21 protein-coding genes are annotated in these 24221 nt (G+C 55.2%); 14 read left to right on the top strand and 7 right to left on the bottom strand.

Annotation, left to right across the window (positions count from 1 at the left end; genetic code table 11):
* Positions 1–22 precede the first annotated feature (22 nt).
* Positions 23–3568 carry a pilus assembly protein gene (locus tag K0H63_RS05465; RefSeq protein ID WP_258405660.1) on the top strand — a complete coding sequence of 1182 codons (3546 nt, stop codon included), beginning with the start codon at positions 23–25 and terminating at the stop codon, positions 3566–3568.
* Complete coding sequence (locus K0H63_RS05470; protein WP_220067066.1) at positions 3558–3890, top strand: TapY2 family type IVa secretion system protein; 333 nt, start codon at positions 3558–3560, stop codon at positions 3888–3890. Before K0H63_RS05465 ends, K0H63_RS05470 begins: the two co-directional genes overlap by 11 nt.
* A 56-nt stretch (positions 3891–3946) precedes the next feature.
* Here the strand turns inward: K0H63_RS05470 and K0H63_RS05475 are convergent, their stop codons facing one another.
* The 3 genes from K0H63_RS05475 to ettA all read right to left on the bottom strand — a co-directional run bounded on the left by K0H63_RS05475 (position 3947) and on the right by ettA (position 7892).
* Positions 3947–4693: a substrate-binding periplasmic protein gene (locus K0H63_RS05475; protein ID WP_220067067.1), complete on the bottom strand. Its 747-nt coding sequence runs from the start codon at positions 4691–4693 to the stop codon at positions 3947–3949.
* 104 nt (positions 4694–4797) lie between these two features.
* Complete coding sequence (locus K0H63_RS05480; RefSeq protein ID WP_220067823.1) at positions 4798–5835, bottom strand: metallophosphoesterase; 1038 nt, start codon at positions 5833–5835, stop codon at positions 4798–4800.
* A 389-nt stretch (positions 5836–6224) separates the two neighbouring features.
* A complete protein-coding gene (ettA, locus tag K0H63_RS05485; protein WP_220067068.1) occupies positions 6225–7892 on the bottom strand; it encodes an energy-dependent translational throttle protein EttA in 1668 nt (555 codons plus the stop codon).
* Positions 7893–8134: 242 nt separating this feature from the next.
* On the opposite strand from ettA, the gene glyA reads away from it, so the two are divergent.
* The 11 genes from glyA to K0H63_RS05540 all read left to right on the top strand — a co-directional run bounded on the left by glyA (position 8135) and on the right by K0H63_RS05540 (position 18194).
* A complete protein-coding gene (glyA, locus tag K0H63_RS05490; protein ID WP_220067069.1) occupies positions 8135–9388 on the top strand; it encodes a serine hydroxymethyltransferase in 1254 nt (417 codons plus the stop codon).
* Between the two features lie 104 nt (positions 9389–9492).
* The gene (gene nrdR / locus K0H63_RS05495) at positions 9493–9942 is read left to right on the top strand and encodes a transcriptional regulator NrdR (protein ID WP_126166148.1); all 450 of its coding nucleotides are present in this window, start codon (positions 9493–9495) and stop codon (positions 9940–9942) included.
* Positions 9943–9995: 53 nt separating this feature from the next.
* Positions 9996–11138, top strand: coding sequence for a bifunctional diaminohydroxyphosphoribosylaminopyrimidine deaminase/5-amino-6-(5-phosphoribosylamino)uracil reductase RibD (ribD, locus tag K0H63_RS05500; protein WP_220067070.1), 1143 nt, complete (start codon positions 9996–9998; stop codon positions 11136–11138).
* A 37-nt stretch (positions 11139–11175) separates the two neighbouring features.
* A complete protein-coding gene (locus K0H63_RS05505) occupies positions 11176–11829 on the top strand; it encodes a riboflavin synthase (protein ID WP_220067071.1) in 654 nt (217 codons plus the stop codon).
* Between the two features lie 110 nt (positions 11830–11939).
* A complete protein-coding gene (ribBA, locus tag K0H63_RS05510; RefSeq protein ID WP_220067072.1) occupies positions 11940–13046 on the top strand; it encodes a bifunctional 3,4-dihydroxy-2-butanone-4-phosphate synthase/GTP cyclohydrolase II in 1107 nt (368 codons plus the stop codon).
* Between the two features lie 133 nt (positions 13047–13179).
* The gene (gene ribH / locus K0H63_RS05515) at positions 13180–13656 is read left to right on the top strand and encodes a 6,7-dimethyl-8-ribityllumazine synthase (protein ID WP_011759135.1); all 477 of its coding nucleotides are present in this window, start codon (positions 13180–13182) and stop codon (positions 13654–13656) included.
* Between the two features lie 15 nt (positions 13657–13671).
* A complete protein-coding gene (gene nusB / locus K0H63_RS05520) occupies positions 13672–14076 on the top strand; it encodes a transcription antitermination factor NusB (protein WP_220067073.1) in 405 nt (134 codons plus the stop codon).
* Between the two features lie 96 nt (positions 14077–14172).
* Complete coding sequence (thiL, locus tag K0H63_RS05525) at positions 14173–15132, top strand: thiamine-phosphate kinase (RefSeq protein ID WP_220067074.1); 960 nt, start codon at positions 14173–14175, stop codon at positions 15130–15132.
* On the top strand, positions 15132–15629 hold the full coding sequence (locus K0H63_RS05530; protein WP_220067075.1) for a phosphatidylglycerophosphatase A family protein: 498 nt from the start codon (positions 15132–15134) through the stop codon (positions 15627–15629). The genes thiL and K0H63_RS05530 overlap by 1 nt, the downstream gene beginning before the upstream one ends.
* 182 nt (positions 15630–15811) lie before the next feature.
* Positions 15812–17419 carry an NfeD family protein gene (locus K0H63_RS05535; protein WP_220067076.1) on the top strand — a complete coding sequence of 536 codons (1608 nt, stop codon included), beginning with the start codon at positions 15812–15814 and terminating at the stop codon, positions 17417–17419.
* Positions 17412–18194 carry a slipin family protein gene (locus K0H63_RS05540; protein ID WP_220067077.1) on the top strand — a complete coding sequence of 261 codons (783 nt, stop codon included), beginning with the start codon at positions 17412–17414 and terminating at the stop codon, positions 18192–18194. The genes K0H63_RS05535 and K0H63_RS05540 overlap by 8 nt, the downstream gene beginning before the upstream one ends.
* Before the next feature lies 1 nt (position 18195).
* On the opposite strand, the gene K0H63_RS05545 is transcribed toward K0H63_RS05540, so the two are convergent.
* The 3 genes from K0H63_RS05545 to K0H63_RS05555 form a co-directional block, all read right to left on the bottom strand.
* A complete protein-coding gene (locus K0H63_RS05545) occupies positions 18196–20013 on the bottom strand; it encodes a thiamine pyrophosphate-binding protein (RefSeq protein ID WP_220067078.1) in 1818 nt (605 codons plus the stop codon).
* Between the two features lie 197 nt (positions 20014–20210).
* Positions 20211–21875: a DNA repair protein RecN gene (recN, locus tag K0H63_RS05550; protein WP_220067079.1), complete on the bottom strand. Its 1665-nt coding sequence runs from the start codon at positions 21873–21875 to the stop codon at positions 20211–20213.
* Between the two features lie 108 nt (positions 21876–21983).
* Positions 21984–22931 carry an AEC family transporter gene (locus tag K0H63_RS05555; protein ID WP_220067824.1) on the bottom strand — a complete coding sequence of 316 codons (948 nt, stop codon included), beginning with the start codon at positions 22929–22931 and terminating at the stop codon, positions 21984–21986.
* A gap of 134 nt (positions 22932–23065) precedes the next feature.
* Between K0H63_RS05555 and K0H63_RS05560 the strand changes: the two genes are divergently transcribed.
* Positions 23066–23968: a LysR family transcriptional regulator gene (locus tag K0H63_RS05560; protein ID WP_220067080.1), complete on the top strand. Its 903-nt coding sequence runs from the start codon at positions 23066–23068 to the stop codon at positions 23966–23968.
* Here K0H63_RS05560 and K0H63_RS05565 read toward each other — a convergent pair.
* Positions 23965–24207 (bottom strand): DUF3319 domain-containing protein, encoded by a 243-nt coding sequence (locus K0H63_RS05565; RefSeq protein WP_220067081.1) that lies wholly within the window; start codon positions 24205–24207, stop codon positions 23965–23967. The genes K0H63_RS05560 and K0H63_RS05565 overlap by 4 nt on opposite strands.
* Positions 24208–24221 lie beyond the last annotated feature (14 nt).

Consider the following 24221-nt stretch of genomic DNA (forward strand, 5'->3'; position numbering starts at 1 on the left):
ATAATTTTATCCTGGATTGACTATGAGTAACGAACTTCCACCATCAACCTTGGCGGCGGGCCTCAGGGCTTGCGCGCGACTCCGGCCATCGGCCCGACAGATAATGACGGGTCTTATCAGTGTGATGGCTTGCCTCTCGTCGGCGCCCCTGTCTGCCGATGACACGTCTTTGTACGTTTATGAGTCCTCAAATCGCTCCGATGAACGGCCCCAGGTGCTCGTCATCTTTGATAACTCCGGCAGCATGGACACCACCGTATATGGTGTGAATCCGTCGTTTACCAATACAAGCGGAGATTTATCAGACGGTGAGCAGATTTATTACAGTCTTGATGCAGCAGAAACCCCGCCGAACCCGGGTAATCCTGCGGAAAAGCGCTTCTTTACCTACAAGCGAAACGCTTGTGCCAGCTCTTTTGAATTCCTGAAAGAACAGGGCGTTTTCACGGGTTTTATGCGCCACTACGTTTACAGCGGTCAAACCGGCAGCTGGGAGGAATTTCCCCGCAGCGATGGCGCCAGCATTCGCATGGTCGAGTGTTTTGAAGACATTCAGGATAAAAACTACGACAACGGCAGCGTGGCCAAAGATGGTCTTCCGGTAGACGGTGAGGGGCGTCGGGGCAGCCCTTCACCCTTTTATCGGGTCTCCAGTGGCAGCAAAGAGGCGACCAAAGAGCTGGCGATGTCCAAGGCGAAAAATACCGGGTTTGGTACCGGTAGAGTCGTTACTCTGTACACCAAGACCTACCTCACCTGGTATCACAGTAAGAAAAAGCAGGTCAATCGTACCCGTATCGACATTGCCAAAGAAGCAATAACCAACGTGCTGTTAACCACACCCGGTGTGGATTTTGGTTTGGCTATCTTTAACAGTAACGTTTACGAAGGATATGATGATGGCGGACGTATTATCGCCCGTATTAAACCTGCCACCGCCAGCTATAAAAAGGATTTGATTGAGGCTGTCGATTTGCTTGACGGGACGACCTGGACGCCGCTGTGCGAAACCCTCTATGAGGCGTATCGCTATTTTTCCGGCGGTGAAGTCTGGTTTGGTGATGATGACTCCACCCTTAAACCCTATCGCGACAAGGATGCCATCGAAGGCAAAAACTACAAATCGCCTTTTAAAGATTGCCAAAATCGCGCATACGTTGTGTATGTCACCGATGGCGAGCCCACCCGAGATACCAATGCCAACGATCTGGTACTGGGGCTGACAGGTGGCGTCGATGCGTACACAGATTCACCATCCAGTTACTTAAGCTCGCTTTCCTCATGGATGAACACCAATGATGTTAACCCTAATATGACGGGGAAGCAGAGTGTGTCTACTTACACCATTGGTTTCAGTCAGGGAGCCGCTTCCGCGGCTGGCCTGTTGCGTCATACCGCGGAGAAGGGTGGTGGCAAGTATTATGACGCTACCAATGTGGATGACTTGCAAAAGTCGTTGATGCAGGTGTTTAAAAACATCCTGGAGAAGAATGCCAGCTTTACGGCCCCGGCCGTTGCCAGCAACAACTTCAACCGTATCCAGACCTTCGATTCTGTCTACTACTCGATGTTTTTGCCAAACCGCGGTCCCCGTTGGAGCGGAAACCTGAAAAAATTCAAGGTCACTGACGGTGGCGACATCATAGATGCCAACAAAGCCAAGGTCATTGACTCTGATGGCAACATCGCCAAGACCGCCTGTTCCCATTGGAGCAGCAGCGCTGATTGCAGTGCCGGTGATGGCAACGATGTGCGCCGTGGCGGCGCTGCCGGTATGCTGCAGCGAATGCAGGCCAAGGACCGCAATCTGTTGTCGGATGTCGGCGGGCTTAAACCACTGACATTGAGTGCCGCCAGCACCAAGGCCGGTGGAAATGCAGCCCTTGCCACCTTACTCGGGGTTGATGAGGCTGAGGTGGCGAACCTGATTGACTGGGCCCGTGGTGTGGATGTGGATGACGACAATGACAACGGCAATCTCACTGAGATGCGCGCCGATATCATGGGCGACCCCCTGCACTCCAAACCCCTTGCCATTAACTTCGGCAGCGAGGGTTCACCGGACATTCGGGTGATAGTGGGCACCAACCAAGGTGTGCTGCACATGTTTAAGGATGAAGGTGCAAGTGTGTCTGAATCCTGGGCCTATCTGCCGTGGGAAATGCTGCCAAAGCAGGCCGCACTGCGGGAAAATCTGCCGTCGGGGCGCCACTCTGTGTACGGCATTGATGGCTCACCCGTCGCCTGGGTGAAAAGCGGCGCTTCCGGCATTCAAAAAGCCTGGCTGTTTTTCGGGCTTCGCCGTGGTGGCGATGCCTACTACGCCCTGGATATCACCAACCCAGACACGCCACGTTTTATGTGGCGCATTGATGGCAACAGCCCGGGGATGGATTTGCTCGGCCAAAGCTGGTCCAAACCTGTGGTGACTTTTATCCCAGGCAGGGAATCTAGCCCTGTACTGATTTTTGGTGGTGGCTACAGCCCGTCAAATAAAGATATCCCAGGCGTGGGCACGCCGGATAATTTGGGTACGGCAGTGTTTATTGTTGATGCAGCCACGGGCGCCCTGGTGCACAGCTTTGGCCCCAATAACGCCGGTAACATGACGGTGATGCCGAGCATCAAAGACAGTATCCCCAACGAAGTGGCCGTACTCGATGCCAATAACGATGGTCTCACAGACCGTATCTACGCCACAGATACCGGCGGTAATGTGTGGCGGATGGATATGCCTGGGGCCACCCCAAAAGATGCCAACAGGCGTTGGTCAGCCTTTAAGTTCGCCTCCCTTGGTGGCATGACGACAGGCTCCGACAGGCGATTTTTTGCCGCACCTGTGGTGGCCCAAACCGCACTGAACAATACCCTGGAATTCACCAGCCACGAGAAAGGCCGCAGCACCACAGTCACCACTGTCCAAACCATTCCCTATGATGCTGTGGTGGTGGGCAGCGGTATTCGCCCGGCCCCTCAGGATGACCAGCGGGAAGACATGTTTTTCACCCTGCAGGACCGCAATATTGGAATAAGGTCCTTCGATGGCAGCAACAAGGACAGGCTGCCTCCATCGGCTCTGACCCTGGCGGATCTATATGATGTCACCAGCGCACCTCCAACCACCAAAGAGGAAGAAGTGCGTTTTGGAAAGCTGCGTGGCTGGTATTACAACTTCACCCGAAAAGGTGAAAAGAGCCTGTCGGCGGGCTCCATTATCAGGGGAAGGGTGTTCTTTACCTCCTACGTGCCCGGAAGTGCCGGTGCGCCGGGTACCAATCAATGCCTCATCCCTGGTAAGGGCTATCTCTATGGCTTTGATTTGCATAAGGGGACCCGATCTTACAATCAAACCTATCTGGAAATGGGCGAAAGTGTGCCTGATACGCCGCAGCTTGTGGTGCCAAGCAGCAAAGCCATGTACTTGATTGGTATAGGCAAGGCGCCTGAATTGATGGTGAAAACCCGCTGTGAAGATAACAACGAACACTGTGATGGCTGTCCGCCGGGGGACGAGAAATGCATCGGCGGTGGCATGAATACCAGGAAGATTTATTACTATGCAAACTGACATCCCTGTTGTCGCCTTTTTATTGGCGTTGAGTTTATCTTCCACGGCATCGGCCGCGACAGAAGCTCCGGAGCACGCCGAACGCGAGTCGTTCAAGTGCTTTATCAGCACCAACGTGGGTGATGGGGTATACGACTTCAGTTGGTACGCGGCCGATACCGCGCGCAACATGGCTGAGCTTGTGGGGCAGCGGTTGGCCAACTCTGCCATGAGAGCCAAAGGTATCCGGGTTTACGCCGGTGAAGTTCACGAGTGTGTGCCCCAGGACCGTGATTTTGCGGCGCAGAAGGCCCGGACACTGGATGAGGCAATGGCACGCTAAGCACGGGGGCTTCAGCACTTTGGTGTTGGTTGCCCAGGCGGATTGCTGCGCCTGGCTTAGTTTAGCGTTGTACTCAAAGGGGAGAGGATGGCCTTCATGCTGCCGTCTTCTTCCATACCCACAATTGCCTGATTGAAATCGTCAAGGAGTTGAAGGTTTCCCTCCCGCGTTTTCGACACCCCAAGATGAAATACCTCCTTTGCCAGAGGTTCACCCACAAACTCAAATTGCCCCTGATATTCCGCCGGGCCGTGGGCGATAAGATACTGAGCTACATTGCGGCTTATTACGATTAAATCCACCCTGCCTATCAGCAGCTTGCGCAGATTCGTTTCATCCGAGTCGGCCTCTTCTGTATGTAATTTGCTGCTGGCAATGGCCGCCGGGTTGGCATAGCCCCGGCTTATTCCAATCCGTTTGCCCTGGAGTTCTGACAACTTATGATACCCAATCTGGTCCTGCTTCCTGGCCAAAAAGGCAATTTCCGTTCCCTGCAGAGGCCGCGAATAATAGGCCCAGCTTTCCCGTTCGGCCCTATACCAGAGTCCGATAATGGCGTCGGCTTTGCCGGCTTTAATGAGGGCTGTGGCGCGAATAAAGGGATAGAACTTAAGCTCTACCTGATAGCCCCGGCGCTGCAGCGCCTCTTGCACCAGAACCGCTACGGGTCCGAAATGGTCCAGTGACTCAGCATAAAAAGGGGGAAGGTCGGTAGCCACCAGTGTCAGGGTTTTGGGCTCCTGCGCTGTAACCCAGAGCGGCAGTAGCAGAAATATCAGCAAGGTTAAGCGCTTCGGCGACATAAAGCGGGTTCCAGCGGCGGGAAAGGCGGCGTTGTTTTTGAGTATAGTACGCCGCGTTTCTCCTGCCTCTGGCTGCGTCTGAGAAACAGATTGGAATAGTTGGATTAGTCACTGATAAGCGGTGATTTGCTGCCATCGTACTTGCCCCGAAGCAGTGTTTCCCCCTCCACCCAGAGCAATTCCCCGGCGTTACCCAGTTTGATGGAAGAATCGATGGCGATGATGCGGTTGTCATAAAGACCCAGCACCCTGGTTTGTGAGGTATGGCCGACCACTATGTGGTTGACACCAAAGTGTTTAAGCAGGGCATCGATTTGCGATTCATCCAGCTCCGACTTGAAGTAACCCCGATACCAGGTAGGCCCGCCCTTATAAAACAAGAAGTTCAGCAACGGGTCTGTCTTGAGAGCGGATTTTTCATCGTCGATATGTTTGCGGTACAGGTCGTTGGCCTGGCCGATGGAAAGACCACGCTCCAGCCACTCGGGGCTGATGCCGCCGTGCATAAACAGCATATCGTTTATTTTTACCAGGGTGTTTTTACTTCTGAGCCACTGGCCGATTTCGGTATCCCTGTCGTAGAGGGCGTCGTAGGGGCGACCGATAAGGGCGCTGCTGACACGGTAGCGATCGTTGACGTAGCGCAGGTCGCCCTGCAGCACCATTTGCTCGTGGTTACCCATCAAGAGGTGCACCATGCCACCGGCGGCGCGTGCGGCCCGGTCGAGCTCGTACATCAACCAGAGCACCTCGTTGACCTCAGGCCCCCGGTCAAACATGTCTCCTGTCATCACCAGATGGCCATCCCCCAGCGCCCAGCGGTTGTTTTCATCGATGACCCTGTGGGCGCGAAGCAGGTTTATCAGCACCTGATACTGGCCATGGACATCACTGAGGGCAACCAGGGTTTTTACGCCGTTGACTTGATCCTCATCGATTGCATAGGGGCCAAACAGAGTGGGCTGGGGCAGGGCGCCGCAATGCTCGGGGCGCTGCAGCCTGGTGCCAGCCTCTGTCGTTATCAGTCGGCGGTGACAAATCCAATGGGCCTGCTTTTGGTGTGCATCATTGATGACGTACGGGCCATCATGAAAGTCTGTGTCGGCATCAGAGCCCACTTCTGCCTGCCTAAGGTCTGGCATTTTTGCCATCGCCTGAGATGCAATCGGCAGCACCAACATTGTTACGGCCATCAAGGCGGCACTAATCGAGCCAGCGCCACTGCTACTTAAGCCTGCACCAAAGCTGTGGGCACGCTGAGAGCTCCTGCTCTGGTGGGAGAAAAACCGGGTCAGTACAGACTTCACTCGATACCTCGGGAATGGATTCAAGCGATGCCCCAATAGCATCACCTTTGCTGCCAATGGGCCGCAGTATAACTCCGAAAATGGAGCCATCGGAGCGAATAGAGAAAGAAACGAGCTAAAAACGACAAGGCCAGAATTTTGGCAACTTAATGATAAATATGAATAAATAAAAAAGGAGACCCGAAGGTCTCCTTGATGATTCAAGCCATGCGCTTATGCCGGACTTATTTGGTCATGCGCTTGTACTTGAGGCGATGCGGCTCAACCACATCGGTGCCGTAGGTGTTCTTCAGCCAGGTAGAGTACTCGGTGTAGTTACCTTCGTAGAAGTTCACCTGACCCTCATCACGGTAGTCGAGGATGTGGGTACAGATACGGTCGAGGAACCAACGGTCGTGGGAAATCACCATGGCGCAGCCGGGGAATTCCAGCAGGGCTTCTTCGAGGGCACGCAGGGTTTCCACGTCCAGATCGTTGGTAGGTTCGTCGAGCAGCAGCACGTTGCCGCCGGCTTGCAGCAGCTTGGCCAGGTGCACACGGTTGCGCTCACCACCGGAGAGGGTACCGATGATTTTTTGCTGATCCGCACCACGGAAGTTAAAGCGGCCCACGTAGGCACGGCTTGGGATTTCCATGTTGTTGATGCGCATGATGTCCTGACCGCCGGAAATTTCTTCCCAAATGGTGGCCTTGTTGTTCATGGAATCACGGAACTGCTCAACCGAGGCGATTTTCACGGTTTCACCGATGTCAATCTCGCCGCTGTCTGGCTGCTCGGCGCCGCTCAGCATGCGGAACAGGGTCGATTTACCGGCACCGTTGGCACCGATAATGCCCACAATGGCGCCCTTGGGTACACTGAACGACAGGTTGTCGATAAGGATGCGATCGCCGTAGCTCTTGGTGAGGTTACGCACCTCAATCACCTTGTCACCGAGACGTGGTCCGGGCGGAATAAACAGCTCGTTGGTCTCGTTGCGGCGCTGGTAATCGGAGCTGTTCAGCTCCTCGAAGCGGTTCATACGCGCCTTGCCCTTGGACTGACGGCCCTTGGCCCCCTGACGCACCCACTCAAGTTCCTTGGAGATAGTCTTTTGACGGGCGCTCTCGGTGGCGGCTTCCTGCTTCAGACGGGCATCTTTCTGCTCCAGCCAGCTGGAGTAGTTGCCCTGCCATGGGATACCTTCGCCGCGGTCGAGTTCCAGAATCCAGCCGGCGGCGTTATCAAGGAAGTAACGGTCGTGGGTAATGGCCACGACTGTGCCTGAGTATTCCTGCAGGAAGTGCTCAAGCCAGGCCACAGACTCGGCGTCCAGGTGGTTGGTGGGTTCGTCCAGCAGCAGCATCTCGGGCTTTTCGAGCAGCAGGCGGCAGATGGCCACACGGCGGCGCTCACCACCCGACAGCACTTCAATCTTGGCATCCCACTCCGGCAGACGCAGGGCGTTGGCGGCGCGTTCGAGGATGTTGTCCAGGTTATGGGCATCCTGAGCCTGAATGATGGCTTCCAGTTCACCTTGCTCTTTGGCCAGGGCGTCGAAGTCGGCGTCCGGCTCGGCATAGGCAGCGTACACTTCATCGAGGCGGGTCAGGGCGCGCTTGGCTTCGCCAACGGCTTCTTCGATGGCTTCACGCACTGTCTGGTTCGGGTCAAGCTGTGGCTCCTGGGGCAGGTAGCCAATCTTAAGACCGGGCATGGGGCGGGCTTCACCTTCGATTTCGGTGTCGATACCGGCCATGATGCGCAGCAATGTGGATTTACCCGAGCCGTTCAGACCCAGAACACCAATCTTGGCGCCGGGGAAGAAGCTTAGGGAGATGTCTTTAAGGATTTGCTTCTTGGGCGGCACGATTTTGCCAACCCGCAGCATGCTGTAAACAAACTGAGCCATGTCGTCTCTCTGCGATTTACAAATAGAATTAAGCGCTGAAAATTGGCCGAAGTTTACCAAGTCGGGGCACTATTCTCCAGATGGCGATGTGAAATCCCATCCCGTTACGGGTTGTTTTGATGATGAAACACAGTCATCGGCACAGAGAGGGATTTTCATCATATTGCGGCTGGGATTGTGATCAATTGCAGAGTAGAATACCGCGCAACCCTACCTATAAGATTTGCCAGCTGGAGTGACCAATGCTGAAGAAGACCATGAATATTGCCGACTATGATCCCGAGCTGTTCAAGGCGATTGAAGACGAAACCCTTCGCCAGGAAGAGCATATCGAGCTGATTGCCTCTGAGAACTACACCTCTCCCCGCGTGATGCAGGCTCAGGGTTCACAGCTGACCAACAAGTACGCCGAAGGTTACCCTGGCAAGCGTTACTATGGTGGTTGTGAGTATGTCGACATCGTGGAAACCCTGGCCATCGAGCGCGCCAAAGAACTCTTCGGTGCCACTTTCGCCAACGTCCAGCCACACTCCGGCTCACAGGCCAACAGCGCCGTGTACATGACCCTGCTGCAGCCAGGCGACACTGTACTGGGCATGAACCTGGCCCACGGTGGTCACCTGACCCACGGCTCACCGGTAAACTTCTCTGGCAAACTGTACAACATCATTCCTTACGGCATTGATGAGTCCGGCAAGATTGACTACGACGAAATGGAGCGTCTGGCCGTTGAGCACAAGCCAAAGATGATGATTGGCGGTTTCTCTGCCTACTCTGGCATCGTTGACTGGGCCCGCATGCGCGAAATCGCCGACAAGATTGGCGCTTACCTGTTTGTGGACATGGCCCACGTGGCTGGTCTCGTGGCCGCCGGTGTGTATCCAAACCCGGTTCCACACGCTCACGTTGTGACTTCTACCACTCACAAGACCCTGGCCGGTCCACGTGGCGGTATCATCCTGTCTGCTGCCAATGACGAAGACCTGTACAAGAAGCTGAATTCAGCGGTATTCCCAGGTGGTCAGGGCGGCCCATTGATGCACGTTATCGCCGGTAAAGCGGTAGCCTTCAAAGAAGCGCTGGAGCCTGAATTCAAGGTGTACCAGCAGCAGGTTGTGACCAACGCCAAAGCCATGGTGGAAGTGTTCCTCGAGCGCGGTTATAAGATAGTATCCGGCGGTACCGACAACCACCTGATGCTGGTTGACCTTATTGGCCGTGACCTGACAGGTAAAGAAGCCGACGCTGCTCTGGGCGCTGCCAACATCACAGTGAACAAAAACTCAGTGCCGAACGATCCTCGTTCTCCTTTCATCACCTCCGGTATCCGTATCGGTACCCCAGCCATCACCCGCCGTGGTTTCAAAGAAACCGAAGCCCGTGAGCTGACTCACTGGATCTGTGATGTACTGGACAATGCCAAAGATGAGAGCGTGATTGCACGCGTGAAAGGTCAGGTACTGGAACTGTGTGCTCGTTTCCCTGTTTACGGTTAACCTTTTAACCTGAATAGGATACACTCATGGCCGCTGCAATAGCGGCCATTTTTATTTGTATTGCGGTTCCATTTTGCCCTTCAATCAGCACGCCAGGAGGCCCCATGCACTGTCCATTTTGCAACGCAACCGACACCAAGGTGATCGACTCCCGTCTGGTGGGAGAAGGGCATCAGGTCAGGCGTCGGCGGGAGTGCACTGAATGCCACGAGCGTTTTACCACCTTTGAAGGTGCTGAACTGGTGATGCCAAGGGTGATTAAGCGTGATGGTACCCGTCAGCCATTCGATGATGAAAAGCTGCGCAGCGGCATGCTCAAAGCCGTGGAAAAACGCCCCGTGTCCATCGATCAGATTGACCAGGCGATGAACAAGATTAAGTCGACCCTGCGCGCCACCGGCGAGCGGGAAATCCCCTCAGAGATGATTGGCAACCTGATGATGGATAGCCTGATTGAGCTGGATAAAGTGGCCTATATCCGCTTTGCCTCAGTTTACCGCGCCTTTGAAGACGTATCTGAGTTTGGTGAAGCCATCGCCAGACTGCAGAAATAAGCACATCAGCAACAATCAGGGTTTCAGAAAAGACAGCAGCGCGGCAATCATCCATGAGCACATCCGTCACCAGCCAGTTTTCTCCACATGACCATGCCATGATGGCCCGCGCCATCATGCTGGCCAAACGTGGCCAGTACACCACCCGCCCCAATCCCAATGTGGGCTGCGTGATAGTGAATGACGCCGGTGATATCGTAGGTGAAGGCTGGCATGTCCGCGCCGGTGGCCCCCACGCCGAAGTGCATGCACTGAGACAAGCCGGAGACCGCGCCCAAGGCGCCACAGCCTATGTCACCCTCGAGCCGTGCAGCCATTATGGCCGCACTCCGCCCTGTGCCAAGGCGCTGATTGATAATGGTTTAAGACGTGTTGTTGTCGCCATGACCGACCCGAATCCGCAGGTGGCGGGCAGGGGGCTTAAGCTGCTCCAGGACGCCGGTATCGAGGTGGCCCACGGCTTGATGGAAGCCGAAGCGCGGGCACTGAACCCGGGCTTTTTGTCGCGAATGGAGCGCGCTTGCCCGTTCGTTAGCGTAAAAGTGGCGGCAAGCCTTGATGGTAAAACCGCGCTCTCCAGCGGTGAGTCCAAATGGATCACCGGGCCCGAGGCGCGCCGTGACGTGCAAAGGCTGCGCGCCATGTCCTGCGCTCTGATTACTGGCATTGATACCGTACTGCTGGATGACCCCAGCCTCAATGTGCGCCATGGTGAGCTTGGCAGTCTGGCGGCAAGCCTGACGGAAGCCGAGCTTATCCAACCTATCCGGGTAGTGCTCGACAGCCAGCGGCGCATGAGCGCCGATGCCAAACTCTTTGGTATTGCCGGTCCGATTTTACTGGTATCCGCTGAGCCCTACGATGCCCATTTTTTGCATTCACTGCCGGACTTTGTCACCTGTTTGACCCTGCCGGGTGGTGATGGCCGTATTGACCTTGCCGCGCTGCTTAAACACCTCGGTGAAAACTGCAACCGGGTGCTTGTGGAAGCCGGCGGTACCCTCGCCGGCGCTTTTATCGCCGCAGGACTTTGTGATGAGCTGGTGCTGTATCAGGCACCCAAGCTCCTTGGCAGCCATGGCCGCGATATGCTGCAGCTGCCTGATTATCAGACCATGGCCGAGTTGCCGGGTCTTAAGCTTATTGATGAGCGCAAACTGGGCCAGGATTGGCGCTTTACCTTCACTGTGGCCTGAGCGTCAGCAGCCGCTGCATCGAGCCTAAAGAGGATTTATGTTTACCGGGATCATTGAAGCCGTAGGCCATTTAAGACGAATCGATCGCAAGGGCGATGATATTCGCCTGACGGTAGCAAGTGGCAAGCTGGATTTATCTGATGTGCGCCTTGGCGACAGTATTGCCACCAATGGCGTGTGTCTGACCGTAGTGGAATGCCTTGCCGATGGTTATGTGGCTGATGTTTCAGCCGAAACGGTCAAGCTCACCGGTTTTGGCGAGTATCGCCCCGGCCAGGCGGTCAACCTGGAAAAGGCGGTTACCCCAACCACCCGCCTTGGTGGACACCTGGTCAGCGGCCACGTGGATGGCCGTGCGATTGTCGTCAGTCGCAGCCACCTGGGCAAAGCCATCGAGTTTTGGCTCGAAGCCCCCGCCGAACTTGCCCGCTACATAGCCCACAAGGGGTCGATTACCATCGATGGGGTGAGCCTCACCGTAAACGAGGTGGACGGCAGCCGTTTTCGCCTCACCATAGTGCCCCACACAGCCGGTGAAACCACCCTGATTGATTTGGCGGTGGGCGATAAGGTGAATCTCGAAGTCGACCAGATAGCCCGCTACCTGGAGCGCTTGATGCAACGCGGCGAAGAAACCGCGTCCGGCGGTGTAACCCTGGACTTGCTTGCCCGCAGCGGTTTTATGCGCTGAGCGCTGATGCGCCGGTCAGTCAAAGCACCGCTTTGTGCGTCCGGCCCTGTTTTTTGGCTCGCAGGCCGCTAAAATTCACAACACTCTTAAAAGAAAATAAAGGTCTTACAATGGCGCTACACAGTATCGAAGAAATCATCGAAGACATTCGTCAGGGCAAAATGGTTATTCTGATGGACGATGAAGACAGGGAAAACGAAGGCGACCTGATTATGGCCGCCGAACTGGTGACCCCGGAAGCCATTAACTTTATGGCCACCTATGGCCGCGGCCTGATTTGTCAGACCATGACCCGTGCCCGTTGCCAGCAGCTCAATTTGCCGCTGATGGTCAGTAACAATAACGCCCAGTTCACCACCAACTTTACCGTATCCATCGAGGCCGCCAAGGGCGTGACCACAGGGATTAGCGCCCATGACCGCGCCGTGACCATCCAGGCCGCCGTGGCCAAAGATGCCAAGGCCGCTGATTTGGTGCAGCCCGGCCACATCTTCCCCTTGATGGCCCAGGAAGGTGGCGTGCTGACCCGCGCCGGCCACACCGAAGCGGGCTGCGACCTCGCGCGCTTGGCCGGTCTTGAACCTTCCGGCGTTATTGTGGAAATCCTCAATGAAGACGGCACCATGGCCCGTCGTCCGGACCTGGAAAAATTCTCCGAGAAGCACGGCATCAAGATTGGCACCATCGCCGATTTGATTGAGTATCGCAACAACACAGAAACCACAGTGGTGCGTGAAGCCAGTTGTAAACTGCCAACCCGTTTCGGCGAGTTTATGATGCACACCTTCCGCGACACCATCGACAATCAGCTGCACTATGCACTGGTCAAAGGTGACGTGAATGACAACTTGCTGGTGCGGGTGCACCTGACCAACACCTTCAACGATATCCTGCACTCAGAGCGGGATCAGGAGCGCTCCTGGCCGCTCGAGAAGGCCATGGCCCGTATCGGCAGTGAAGGTGGTGTGCTGGTAATCCTCGGTAACCACGAACACGACAGTGACATTCTGGCCAAGGTAAAAGCCTTTGAAGCGGAAGATCAGGGTCAGGCCGCCGCGCCCGCCAAGTGGCAGGGCACCTCACGACGCGTGGGTGTGGGCTCACAGATTCTGGCCTCCCTCGGGGTGCACAAGATGCGCCTTCTGAGTTCACCCAAGAAGTACCACTCACTGTCGGGCTTTGGTCTGGAAGTGACCGAGTACGTCGCGGGCGAGTAAGTAATTCACGATTTCAGTTAAATAGCATAGGGATTGGGGCAAAAGCCTGTGGTATGATAGCGCCACTTTTTGTCCCGGTCCGTCCGGGCGGATTGCACCAAGCCGGGTGCCTTAAGTTAAACCAGGTGAGAGAATGCACATAGTAGAAGGTCATATCGAAGCCAAATCTGCCAAGGTGGCGATTGTGGTATCACGTTTCAACAGTTTTGTGGTTGAGAGCCTGCTGTCAGGCGCCATCGATACGCTCAAGCGTTTTGGTCAGGTCAGCGAAGACAACATCACTGTAGTGCGCGTTCCGGGCGCCTTCGAATTGCCGCTCGCTGCCAAGAAAGTTGCTGCCTCAGGCAAGTTTGACGGCATCATTGCGCTGGGCGCCGTGATCCGTGGTGGTACTCCTCACTTTGACTTTGTTGCCGGTGAGTGCAACAAGGGACTGGCCCAGGTTTCTCTGGAATTCAACACTCCAGTGTCTTTCGGTGTATTGACCACAGATACCATTGAGCAAGCCATTGAGCGCTCAGGTACCAAGGCCGGCAACAAGGGCGGTGAAGCTGCTCTGGGCCTGCTGGAAATGGTCAATGTACTTAATGCTATTGATAAAGAGCTGTAATTAGTAGGAAAAATCATGAAGCCTTCAGAGCGCCGTAAGGCCCGTCGCCTGGCGGTCCAAGCCATCTATTCCTGGCAACTGAGCGGCAATAACGTTGCCGATGTCGAGCACGAGTTCCTGACCGAACAAGAGCTGGACGGTGTCGATGTTGCTTACTTCCGGGAATTGTTTGCTGGCGCTGCAACCAAAACTGCACAGCTGGATGAAAAGCTGAACCCCCTGCTCGACCGTCCTCTCGAGGAAGTGTCGCCAGTAGAAAAAGCCATTTTGCGCTTGGCTGTCTACGAGCTGACTTTCCGCAAGGACGTGCCTTACAAGGTGGTGATCAACGAAGCCATCGAGCTGGCCAAATCCTTCGGTGCCGAAGACGGACACAAGTTCGTTAACGGTATTCTGGATAAGCTGGTTGCACGCAACTAAATGACAGACGGTGCCTGAGGGTGCCGTTTTTCATTTTCGGGTGTTCATTTTTCAATGGGCTGGCGTGCCGACTTAAAGGCCGACGCCGGAGTGACAGTGAAAGAATTCCAACTTATCGATCAGTATTTCTGTGGCCGTGGCCCGGTGCGTCGGGATGTAAAACACGGTATTGGCGACGATTGTGCCCTGGTTCAACCGGCTGAGCACAAGCAGATTGCCATCTCCTGCGACACCCTGATTGAAGGGGTGCATTTCTTCAACGATATGCCTGCCTGGGCTCTGGGCTACAAGGCCCTTGCCGTGAACCTGTCAGACCTGGCCGCCATGGGCGCCGAGCCGGCCTGGTTTACTCTGGGGCTCAGTTTACCCTCTGTGGATGAAAGCTGGCTTGCTGCCTTCAGCGAAGGCCTGTTTGAAGCCGCCGAATATTATGGCATCGCGCTGATTGGCGGCGATACTACCCAAAGCCCGGTGAAGGTCATTGCCGTTACCATTAATGGGCAGGTGCCGGAAGGCAAGGCGCTGACACGCTATGGTGCCCGCAGCGGTGACTGGATTTATGTCACAGGTTCTCTTGGTGACTCGGCGTTGGGTTTGGATATCCTCAGAGGACGTCAGCAGAGTCGCCCCGAGTACAGTGAGTACCTGATTGAACGTCATTACCGACCAACACCCAGGGTGCTTGCCGGCCAGTCTTTGCGTGGCCTGGCATCCAGTGCCATCGACCTGTCTGACGGCTTGATGTCTGATCTTGGTCATGTGCTCAAGGCGTCCAACGTGGGTGCCTACATTGAAGTGGAAAAATTGCCGTTATCAAAGGCGATGAAGGACTCGGTGCCGCTCGAGCAGGCGCTGGGCTATGCGCTCACCGGTGGCGAAGACTATGAGCTGCTCTTTACCGTGCCAGAGGCGCAGCGCGGCGCACTTGAAATTGCGCTGGCCAATGCCGGGGTGAAGTTTTTCCGCATCGGACAAATCACTGCGGGCAGCAACCTCAAGCTGACCCACAACGGTGAGCCATTTACACCGATGAACAAAGGTTTTGAGCATTTCTGATGGGTTGGCGCAGTCAAGATGAGGCGCTGTCGCGCCTGTCATTAAAGAATCCCTGGCATTTTCTTGCCCTTGGCTTTGGCAGTGGCTTGGCCAAAAAGGCCCCCGGCACTTTTGGCACCCTGGCCGCCATACCTTTGTATCTGCTGTTAAGCCCTCTGCCGCTGATTTGGTACTTACTTGCCACCCTGATAGCGGTGTTTGCCGGTATTTACATCTGCGACAGGGCCTCCAAAGACATGGGCGTGCATGACCATGGCGCCATTGTCTGGGATGAAGTGGCGGGTCTTCTTATCACCATGATTGCGGCACCCGCTGGTATTGTCTGGCTGGTGGCAGGCTTCGTCCTGTTTCGCATCTTCGACATTCTGAAACCCTGGCCTATCCGTGTGCTGGATGCCAGGGTGCACGGCGGCTTGGGTATCATGGCCGACGACGTGCTCGCCGGACTATTTGCCCTGTGCTGCCTGCAGGGGCTTGCCTATTTGTTTGCAGGTTGAGCACCGCGGCTCTGCAGGTTGAGCACCGCGGCTCTGCGGGCTCGCGCCTTTCTCTCTTTTTGATGCCATCGGGGCTATGCTTAAAGGGCACTGGTTTTTAAAGACAGTGGACAAACAGGCTCAGGCTCTTCTAAAGGACTGACATTTTAAGCACTCCAGATACTGAGCCTTGGGAGTCGCTTATGTTCAATAGGTTGTTCGGCCCCGCGGTGTTCCGGTTTCAGGCCTCGATTGCCCGGTCTGTCACCTCGATTGTCCGGCTTGGGGCCTCGGTAATCGGGCTGTTTATATTATTGCTCCCTCTGCTGCTCGGCGGTTTGAGCTCTGCTGTGGCGGCACGCCCTCCTGCTGCTTTTTCCTCCGGATTTATCTTAAGCGACGCCAATATCGCCAACATTGCAGGTATCACGCCTGTATCAGGTCGCGGCATCGACTCAAACCATTCTGCTGACTCCGCCGCTCAAGTTGCTTCATACCCAAATGCGGGAGCCCAGGACCTCAATGGGGCTGTGGCGCCTGTGTGGCTGCTGGAGGTAAAAGGGGCTATTGGGCCCGGGGTCGCCGACTATCTTATCCGTACCCTGACCAAGGCGCACAAGCAGGCCGTACCTCCCCAATTACTCTTGCTCACCCTGGATACCCCCGGGGGGCTGGTGGCAAGCCTCAGAGATATTAATCAGGCCATACTCGCCTCTGAAATTCCGGTAGCCTGCCTGGTGTATCCCGCCGGTGCCCGTGCAGCCAGTGCAGGAACCTATATGCTGTACGCCTGTCATCTGGCAGCGATGGCGCCCACCACCAGTTTGGGGGCCGCGACTCCGGTACAACTCGGGCCGCCAATGGGGGGCGAAGAGAAGAATAAGGAAGGTGAACAGTCGGGAGCATCGGATATGGAGCGCAAGGTGCTTAACGATGCAGTGGCTTATATCAAGACGCTGGCAGAGCTGAGAGGGCGAAACGCTGAGTGGGGCGAGCTGGCGGTGCGCGAGGCCGCTACTGCCACAGCGTCTGAGGCGCTGGCGTTGGGGGTGATAGATTTGATTGCCACCGACCCCAAAGCCTTGCTTGAGGTCATTGATGGTCGCCAGTTTATGGTAAATGGCACACGCCATGTATTGAATACCAGCACGGCTGAGGTGCTGGATACCAGGCCCGATTGGCGCGCGACTTTTTTAAGCACTATTACCAATCCCAATGTGGCCTATGTGCTGATGATGCTGGGTATCTATGGCTTGCTGCTGGAATTTTACAGCCCGGGCATTGGTATCTCGGGTGTGGTGGGGGCTATCTGTTTGCTGGTTGCCATGTTTGCCCTGCAAATGCTGCCAATAAATTATGCCGGAGCGGGACTGCTGTTATTGGGGATTGGTTTGTTGGTGGCCGAATCTTTGGTGCCAAGTTTTGGCATCCTGGGGTTTGGTGGGGTAGTGGCTTTCGTGCTCGGTTCAGTCCTTCTTATCGACAGTGAGTTGGATGCTTTTCGCATAGCCTGGCCGGTGATCCTGGCACTGGCCCTGGCGAGTGCGCTGTTCTTTGCTTTGCTGTTATCCCTGCTCTTTAAACAGCGCCACAGTGCTGTGGTCAGTGGGACTGAGGCCATGCTGGGTGCCAGGGCACAGGTGCTGGAGGGTTTTCCCGGTAAAGGCCAGGTGCTCTTAATGGGAGAGCGTTGGCAGGGCCACAGTGAGCAGGCGCTGAAGCCCGGAACCTGGGTCAGGGTAGAGTCAATCACCGGGCTCTTGCTGGAGCTTGGTCCGCTGGATGAATCTAAGGAGAAACAAGATGAATGAGGTTATCTCAAGTCTGCAGGTTTCTTTCAGCCTTCTGATGTTGCTGTTAGTGCTGTTAATTATTTCGATGTTCCGCATCCTGCGTGAATATGAGCGGGCTGTGGTTTTTATGCTGGGGCGTTTTTACCGTGTCAAAGGACCCGGGCTTATCATAGTTATCCCTGTGATCCAGCAAATGGTGCGGGTCGACTTACGCACCGTGGTGATGGATGTGCCATCTCAGGATGTCATCAGCCGCGACAATGTGTCTGTGAGGGTGAATGCGGTGCTCTACTTCCGGGTTGTCGATCCCAAGAAGGCCATTATCAACGTGGAAGACTTTTTGAGCGCGACCAGTCAGCTCGCCCAGACCACCCTGAGATCGGTTTTGGGGCAGCATGAGCTGGATGAGATGCTGGCCAACCGCGACATGCTGAATGCCGATATCCAGCGGATATTGGACTCGCATACGGACATCTGGGGGATTAAGGTCGCCAATGTGGAAATTAAACATGTCGACCTCAATGAAACCATGATCCGGGCCATCGCCCGCCAGGCCGAAGCCGAGCGGGAGCGGCGCGCCAAGGTGATTCATGCCCTGGGTGAGCTTGAAGCGTCGGAGCAATTGGTTGCCGCTGCGGCCAAGTTATCCCAGGAGCCGAACGCCTTACTGCTGCGTTATCTGCAAACCCTGACGGAAGTCGCCGGCGAAAATAACTCCACCATACTCTTCCCCCTGCCGATTGAACTGCTCAATCATCTCAGCGGGTTAACATCGTCAAAGACGCCGCAATAAACTACTGAGCGTCTGTTGGTGGTAGATTGCCGCAGAGTGTATTCCAGCTGATCAGGGCCTCAGGATTGCCGTTTTTGGCGCTGATATAGGTATTCAACTTGATGGCGATGGGGCTTTGCTGCTCGGGCTCCGTGGAGGTAGGCACTTCTATGAGATGCAACCCACCCCGGGTGGCTACTTCCAGCGCCTCATAGAGGCGGTCCACAGACTGGCACTGATGATATTCGCCGCCGTATGCGCCAATCAGTTTTGCCACATCAAACCTGAGATCGTTGCAGGCGTAAATGGGGGCGTCACCGCACTTACCGAGGTGAAAGACATTGTTGCGCATATACAAAATGATGAGGTTCGCATTCTGTTTTTGAAGATTAATCAACTCATTACACTGAAAATTAAAACCCCCATCGCCGGTGAGCAAGAGTATCGGCTGTGGGCTTCCTTTGCCATTGAGTTCGTCAGCGATGGCTCGGGCGTAGGGCAGGCTGGTGCCCATAGCTGCATACCAGGGGTTGGCGAGAAAACTGCGGCCCACATCTGAGCCCCTGGCTTCCAAAGCAAAGGCCGCGAAAAGAGCGTTACCCACCTCAGGTACCAGAATAAAGTCCTTCCCGGCTGCGCGCTGAAATTGGTTGATGGCCTCTGCAAGGTTGGCATATCCCAGGGGCGATGAGGTATCAGGAGCCAGTGCTTCGAAAAGGTCTTTATCCTGATTGAACAGAGCCAGGTTACGTATCGGCAGGTTAGCCATCTCCAGTGCGTCCATCACCGCCTGTAAATCCAACTCCCAGCGGGCAGTGCCTTTCAGCAGCGTCTTATTTGGATGTGTGTCGATGGCATGGGTGCCGCTGGCGAAGGCATTGTTGGTGTCTGAGTCATAGATGGCGGTGCCAAACTCAAGCACGTAATCCACGTTTTCTTCGATATATGCCTGGCCACGGCATTGGCTGAATACCCCATTATATGCCCCCATGCACAAGGGATGAGACTCATCGACCATGCCCTTGGCAAACCAGCTGGTGGCGTAGGGCAGCCCCAGGCGCTGGCAAAAATGCACAATACGCTGAAGCAAGGCCGTGTTCATTCGCAGGCGCTCCCCCAGATAGACCAAGGGATGCCTGGCTCTCACCAGACGACTGCAAATATCGTCGGCGATGAGTCCTGCGCCTGCCAGATCCAGCCGGGTCGTGGCATTTAACTCATCAAGATTCTGGGGAAGTCGCAGGCTCTGTGTTGGCTGTTTAACGAGATCCCGCGGCACTTCGATATACACGGGCTGGCGGGTTTGCACCGCCTCGCACACAAGTTCAAAAAACCTTGCGGCTGCCACATTGGGTTGTCCCTGATGGCGCTGTCCCTGCAGCCGCTCGGCTCGAATTCCCAGTGCCTTAAAGGCATTGAGCGCCGCATTGAGGTCGGTATGCCAGCCAGACCCCGGGTGCACAGTATGGTGCAGGGCATGGCCGTGTATTTCATTTTCACCGGGGGCGCCAGATAAGAAAATCACCGGCAGGCCCTCGGTACGGGCGAGAGCCGCGGCACTGACACAGGGCAGGCTTCCCACTGTGTAGGTTGTGAGACAGGCGCCCAAACCGGTCAGCTCAGCCTGTGCACAGGCACTGAATCCGGCGTGCATTTCGTTACTGGAAGGCAGTACCTGCAGCGGACCATCGAGGGCATTGATAAGGTTTGCCACAAAATCGCCGCCGACCCCATAGAGGCGCTTCAAACCAAAAAAACACAGGATGTCGCAAAGGCTTTGTCCCAGGCTGGGAAGTTGTTCACTGTATGCCTGGCCCAGATTTTGAGAAATAGAAGTCATAAGTTATCCGCCGCGAAGGGGCAAGGCGATTGCCCAACAAATGCTCGCAGCTTATGACCGAGACGGCTTACGGATGTTGATGTGGATCATTTGCGGTGCATCTGCCCGGATAACTCGCTGTCATCCGGGCGTGACACTATGGTGAGTTTAAAGGCTATCCAATTGATTAGTTGGTGATATTTATTGGAAAGTCTTGCTTACGTTCCTTGCAGCAGTTCGCGGGCATTGGCGAGAGTATTCTCGGTAATGGTATCGCCACCCAGCAAGCGCGCCAGTTCCTGTATCCGTGCGTCTTTATCCAGCGGCTTCATCGAGGTTTCTGTTTGTCCGCCCTTACTGGATTTGTTCACAAACATATGTTGATGGCCATTACCGGCAACCTGGGGCAAGTGGGTGACACAAAATACCTGTGTCGCTTCACCGAGGGAGCGGAGCATTCGGCCAACCACAGCCGCAGTTGGGCCTGAAATACCCACATCCACTTCGTCAAAAATCAGTGTGGGGGTTGAGACCTTTTTCGCGGTAATCACCTGAATGCCTAGTCCAATGCGGCTCAGTTCACCTCCCGAGGCAACCTTGGCCAATGGAGACAGAGGCTGGCCTGGGTTGGTGGTCACCAAAAACTCTACACTGTCACTGCCATTTGCGCTCATTTGCTTGTCGTTGAAGCTCACCTCAATGGTGAACTTACCCTTTGGCATATTGAGTTCCTGAATGGAGGCGGTGACCTGTTTATCCAGCTCCCTGGCATAGCGAAGACGGCTTTGACTGAGCTTCTGCGCGTGACTGAGATAGGCTTCCCTGCTGGTTTGCACCTGTTGCTTCAGTTCATCCAGCTGTGCCTCATCGGAGTCCAATCCAGTCAGTTCCCTGGCAAGCTCTTGATGATGTGCAGCCAGTTTATCGGCAGCAACATGGTGTTTTCGTGCCAGGGTCATGGCTTTGGAGAGTCGCTCTTCGAGATAGGCAAAATGTTCCGGGTCCAGCTCCAGGTTGGACAGGTAACGGCCAAGTTCGCTGCTGCTTTCCTGCACCTGAATAAGGGCGTCATTGAGCATATTTCCTATGGGGGCCAGGGTTGGGTCGAGCGACTCCAGGGTTGCAGCAAGTGATAAGGCTCGGTTTAGCAGCGACTCAATATTGCCTTCATCGGATTCACTGAGCAGCGACAAGGTGTGCTGACAGTCTTCAATCAGGGCGGTGCCATTGGCGAGGCGTTTGTGTTCGGCCTCGATTTGTTCGAACTCTCCTTCCATCAAGGCAAATTCGTCCAATTCTTCAACCTGATATTGCAGCAGCTGTTTGCGGGCAATGCGTTCCTGCTGGCTTTGCTCGAGCTGCCTTAATTCAGCTTCGACCTGACGGCAGCGCTGGTAGGCGCTGGCGACTGACTCCTGCAGCATGCGGTGGTTGGCGTAGCTGTCCAGCAGTGTCAGTTGGTGTTCATTTTTTAAGAGGGCGTGGTGTGCATGCTGGCCGTGGATCCCCACCAGATATTGCCCAAGGGATTTGAGCTGTGACAGGGGGACAGGATTGCCATTGATGTAGGCCCGCGAACGGCCATCGGCAGTGATGGTGCGCCTGAGAATACATTCGTCGTCCAGCTCAAGATCGTTATCCTCCAGCCAGCGCCGGGCCAGGGGCACATCATCCAGAGAGAAGCGGGCGCTGACCTCGGTTTTGCTGGCACCGGGGCGCACGGCACCGGAATCTGCGCGGTTACCCAGGCACAACCCCAGAGCATCAATGGCGATGGACTTACCGGCACCGGTTTCACCGGTAATACTGGTCATACCCGGACGGAAGTCCAATTCCAGAAAGCGAACAATGGCAAAGTTATTGATGCTGAGCTGACAAAGCATGACGGCAATCCTGTGTGATTAGCAATCAAAGTACTGTATTGATAAACAGTATATACTGATTTTTTGTACAGTAAATCGTCCCGCAACCCCGACGTGAAAAATTTTTGGCTACTGAGATATCAGGTTTAATCCCATCGTCAGCAGCGGCAAGCTGAAAACCGTCAGCAGCGTACCTGCCACTATGCCCCGGGCGATTTGCTTTTCCAGGGTTTTATCCTGATAGGCCAGCAGGTAAACGCTGGCGGCAGTGGGCATGGCGGAAAGCAGCACGCCCATCACGGTCAGCTGCGCACCCACCCCCAACCAACTGAAGAGTAGCCATACCAGGAGTGGCTGCAAAGCCAGTTTTGCCAGATTTACGTGCCAGAAGGGCACGCCCGTCTGAGTTTGTTCCGGCTCTCGCATGGAGCGGGCCAGCGCTATGCCAATGGCAAAGAGCGCGCAGGGACTGGAGCTTTTACCTATCCATGTCACCAGGGTATCCGGTATCGAAGGCAGTGAAAACTGCATCGCCGAGGCCAATACCCCGAGGGCACAGCCGATGCCCACAGGATTTCTGGTCACCACCCGCAGCGCAAGGCTTAACCGTGCCATGCCGGTCAGAGGTTGGGTAGCGAGTCTTAATTGCACCACGGTAACGGCAAACATCAAGACTGATAAAAGGCTTGCCAGCGCAGCAGCCATCAGTGCCTGCGGATTGTTCGGAAACAGCATCGCCAGCACGGGGATACCGATGAACGCGGTGTTGCCGAAGGTGGCCGACAGGGCTCGCAGGCTCGCTGGACGGGTTTGTCCCTTTTCATGTTTCAGTGACCACAGCTGCACCAATACATAGGTCACCACCATCGCAAGCAGATAACCCCCCACAAATCCGGGGTTGAGAATTTCTTCAATGGGAGTATTGGCCAGGCTCACATACAGGATGGCCGGAAATGCCAGGTAGTACACGTATTGATTGAGAAAACGCTCTAACCAGCCCGGAAGGAGTCTGGAGCTGGCAGCGCCCGCAATCATCACGGCAACAACAGCGAGCAGCGGAATGAGGAGGTTGAACATCACAGCAGGGGCCTCGGCAGATCACAATTTCCCCCTTTGCAGTGGGGCTTGGCAGGCAAATTAGCATATCATGATGCGAGCTGACCATTGGTCCTTGGTCGCAGGCATATCAATGATTAACGGCGGGAAACGGCATGAGAGAGCATCCGGGTAGCGAACTTGAATTGATTTACCTCTTTGTGCAGTTGGTGGACGCCGGTAGCCTGTCTGCGGTGGCGGATCGTCTCTCGATGCCTGTGGCAACCGTCAGCCGCAAATTATCCCGCCTGGAAGAAAACCGCGGTCGTCAGCTATTGATGCGAAGTACCCGCAAAATTCGCCTCACCGAGGAAGGAATGGCGCTTTACGAGCGCTACAAATCCCTGGTGAGCGCAGTGGACGCCCTTTATGGTGATGGCGAAGACCCGCTCGAAGGCACGCTGCGTATTGCCGCCCCCATCTCCATCATCTCGATGATTTTTATGAAAACCATCAACGAGTTTCGGCGGGAATATCCGGGTATCAGGCTGCATATCACCCAAAAAAACGAGGTAGTTGACCTTATCGACAAAGGCATCGATATCGCCATCGTGGGCGGTATTCAACCGGACTCCTCCTGGATAGCCGTACCGCTTGGGACGCTGGATTACCGCCTGGTGGCATCACCTGGCTATCTGCAGCGGTGCAGCATGCCAACTCATCCCAGCAGCCTTGCTGCTCACGATATTATCAAGGTGTGGCCTTTATATAACTGGTCGCTGAGGCATCCTCAGGGAGAGGCCTTTTACTATGACGGACCCGCAAGCCTGACGCTGACCGATCTGCAGGGGGCTATCAGCGCCTGTGTGGATGATGGTGGTATCTTGTATGGGCCGGAGCTCTTCTTTAAGCAGGAGCTGCAACGCGGGTTGCTGCTGCCTGTATTGCCGGATTGGCGGGGAGAAACGCGGCGGATCTCCATTTTGTGTCACCAGCGGCAGCAGCAACCTGCCAAGGTGAAAGCCTTTATCGATTTTATGAAGTCGCGGGCGCCGGGGTTATTTGCGATGGACGCTTAACCCAACTGTTTTTTGCGTCCCTTGGATGGGTGGCCCGGTTTGCGCTTGGGGGATGTGGAAGTGGGAGCCGGATAGTCCTTCACCGGGGGAAGGACGCCCAGCTCCTGATAAAACGCCACCTGACGGCGAAGTTCAAACAAAGAGCCGATGCGCACTTCATCGGCTATGGTTAAACGCCAGCTGTCGGTTTTTCCGTCGAGATTAGTGAGTATAAAGCCTTGATAAAGTAAGGTTCTCACATGTCACCTCTGAA

Source organism: Shewanella zhangzhouensis (genome assembly GCF_019457615.1).
GTDB lineage: Bacteria > Pseudomonadota > Gammaproteobacteria > Enterobacterales > Shewanellaceae > Shewanella > Shewanella zhangzhouensis.

Bases quoted from the DNA above. Each gene is read 5' to 3' on its own strand.
- K0H63_RS05465 (WP_258405660.1), top strand. From the start codon at position 23: ATGAGTAACGAACTTCCACCATCAACCTTGGCGGCGGGCCTCAGGGCT.
- K0H63_RS05470 (WP_220067066.1), top strand. From the start codon at position 3,558: ATGCAAACTGACATCCCTGTTGTCGCCTTTTTATTGGCGTTGAGTTTA.
- K0H63_RS05475 (WP_220067067.1), bottom strand. From the start codon at position 4,693: ATGTCGCCGAAGCGCTTAACCTTGCTGATATTTCTGCTACTGCCGCTC.
- K0H63_RS05480 (WP_220067823.1), bottom strand. From the start codon at position 5,835: ATGCCAGACCTTAGGCAGGCAGAAGTGGGCTCTGATGCCGACACAGAC.
- ettA (WP_220067068.1), bottom strand. From the start codon at position 7,892: ATGGCTCAGTTTGTTTACAGCATGCTGCGGGTTGGCAAAATCGTGCCG.
- glyA (WP_220067069.1), top strand. From the start codon at position 8,135: ATGCTGAAGAAGACCATGAATATTGCCGACTATGATCCCGAGCTGTTC.
- nrdR (WP_126166148.1), top strand. From the start codon at position 9,493: ATGCACTGTCCATTTTGCAACGCAACCGACACCAAGGTGATCGACTCC.
- ribD (WP_220067070.1), top strand. From the start codon at position 9,996: ATGAGCACATCCGTCACCAGCCAGTTTTCTCCACATGACCATGCCATG.
- K0H63_RS05505 (WP_220067071.1), top strand. From the start codon at position 11,176: ATGTTTACCGGGATCATTGAAGCCGTAGGCCATTTAAGACGAATCGAT.
- ribBA (WP_220067072.1), top strand. From the start codon at position 11,940: ATGGCGCTACACAGTATCGAAGAAATCATCGAAGACATTCGTCAGGGC.
- ribH (WP_011759135.1), top strand. From the start codon at position 13,180: ATGCACATAGTAGAAGGTCATATCGAAGCCAAATCTGCCAAGGTGGCG.
- nusB (WP_220067073.1), top strand. From the start codon at position 13,672: ATGAAGCCTTCAGAGCGCCGTAAGGCCCGTCGCCTGGCGGTCCAAGCC.
- K0H63_RS05530 (WP_220067075.1), top strand. From the start codon at position 15,132: ATGGGTTGGCGCAGTCAAGATGAGGCGCTGTCGCGCCTGTCATTAAAG.
- K0H63_RS05535 (WP_220067076.1), top strand. From the start codon at position 15,812: ATGTTCAATAGGTTGTTCGGCCCCGCGGTGTTCCGGTTTCAGGCCTCG.
- K0H63_RS05540 (WP_220067077.1), top strand. From the start codon at position 17,412: ATGAATGAGGTTATCTCAAGTCTGCAGGTTTCTTTCAGCCTTCTGATG.
- K0H63_RS05545 (WP_220067078.1), bottom strand. From the start codon at position 20,013: ATGACTTCTATTTCTCAAAATCTGGGCCAGGCATACAGTGAACAACTT.
- recN (WP_220067079.1), bottom strand. From the start codon at position 21,875: ATGCTTTGTCAGCTCAGCATCAATAACTTTGCCATTGTTCGCTTTCTG.
- K0H63_RS05555 (WP_220067824.1), bottom strand. From the start codon at position 22,931: ATGTTCAACCTCCTCATTCCGCTGCTCGCTGTTGTTGCCGTGATGATT.
- K0H63_RS05560 (WP_220067080.1), top strand. From the start codon at position 23,066: ATGAGAGAGCATCCGGGTAGCGAACTTGAATTGATTTACCTCTTTGTG.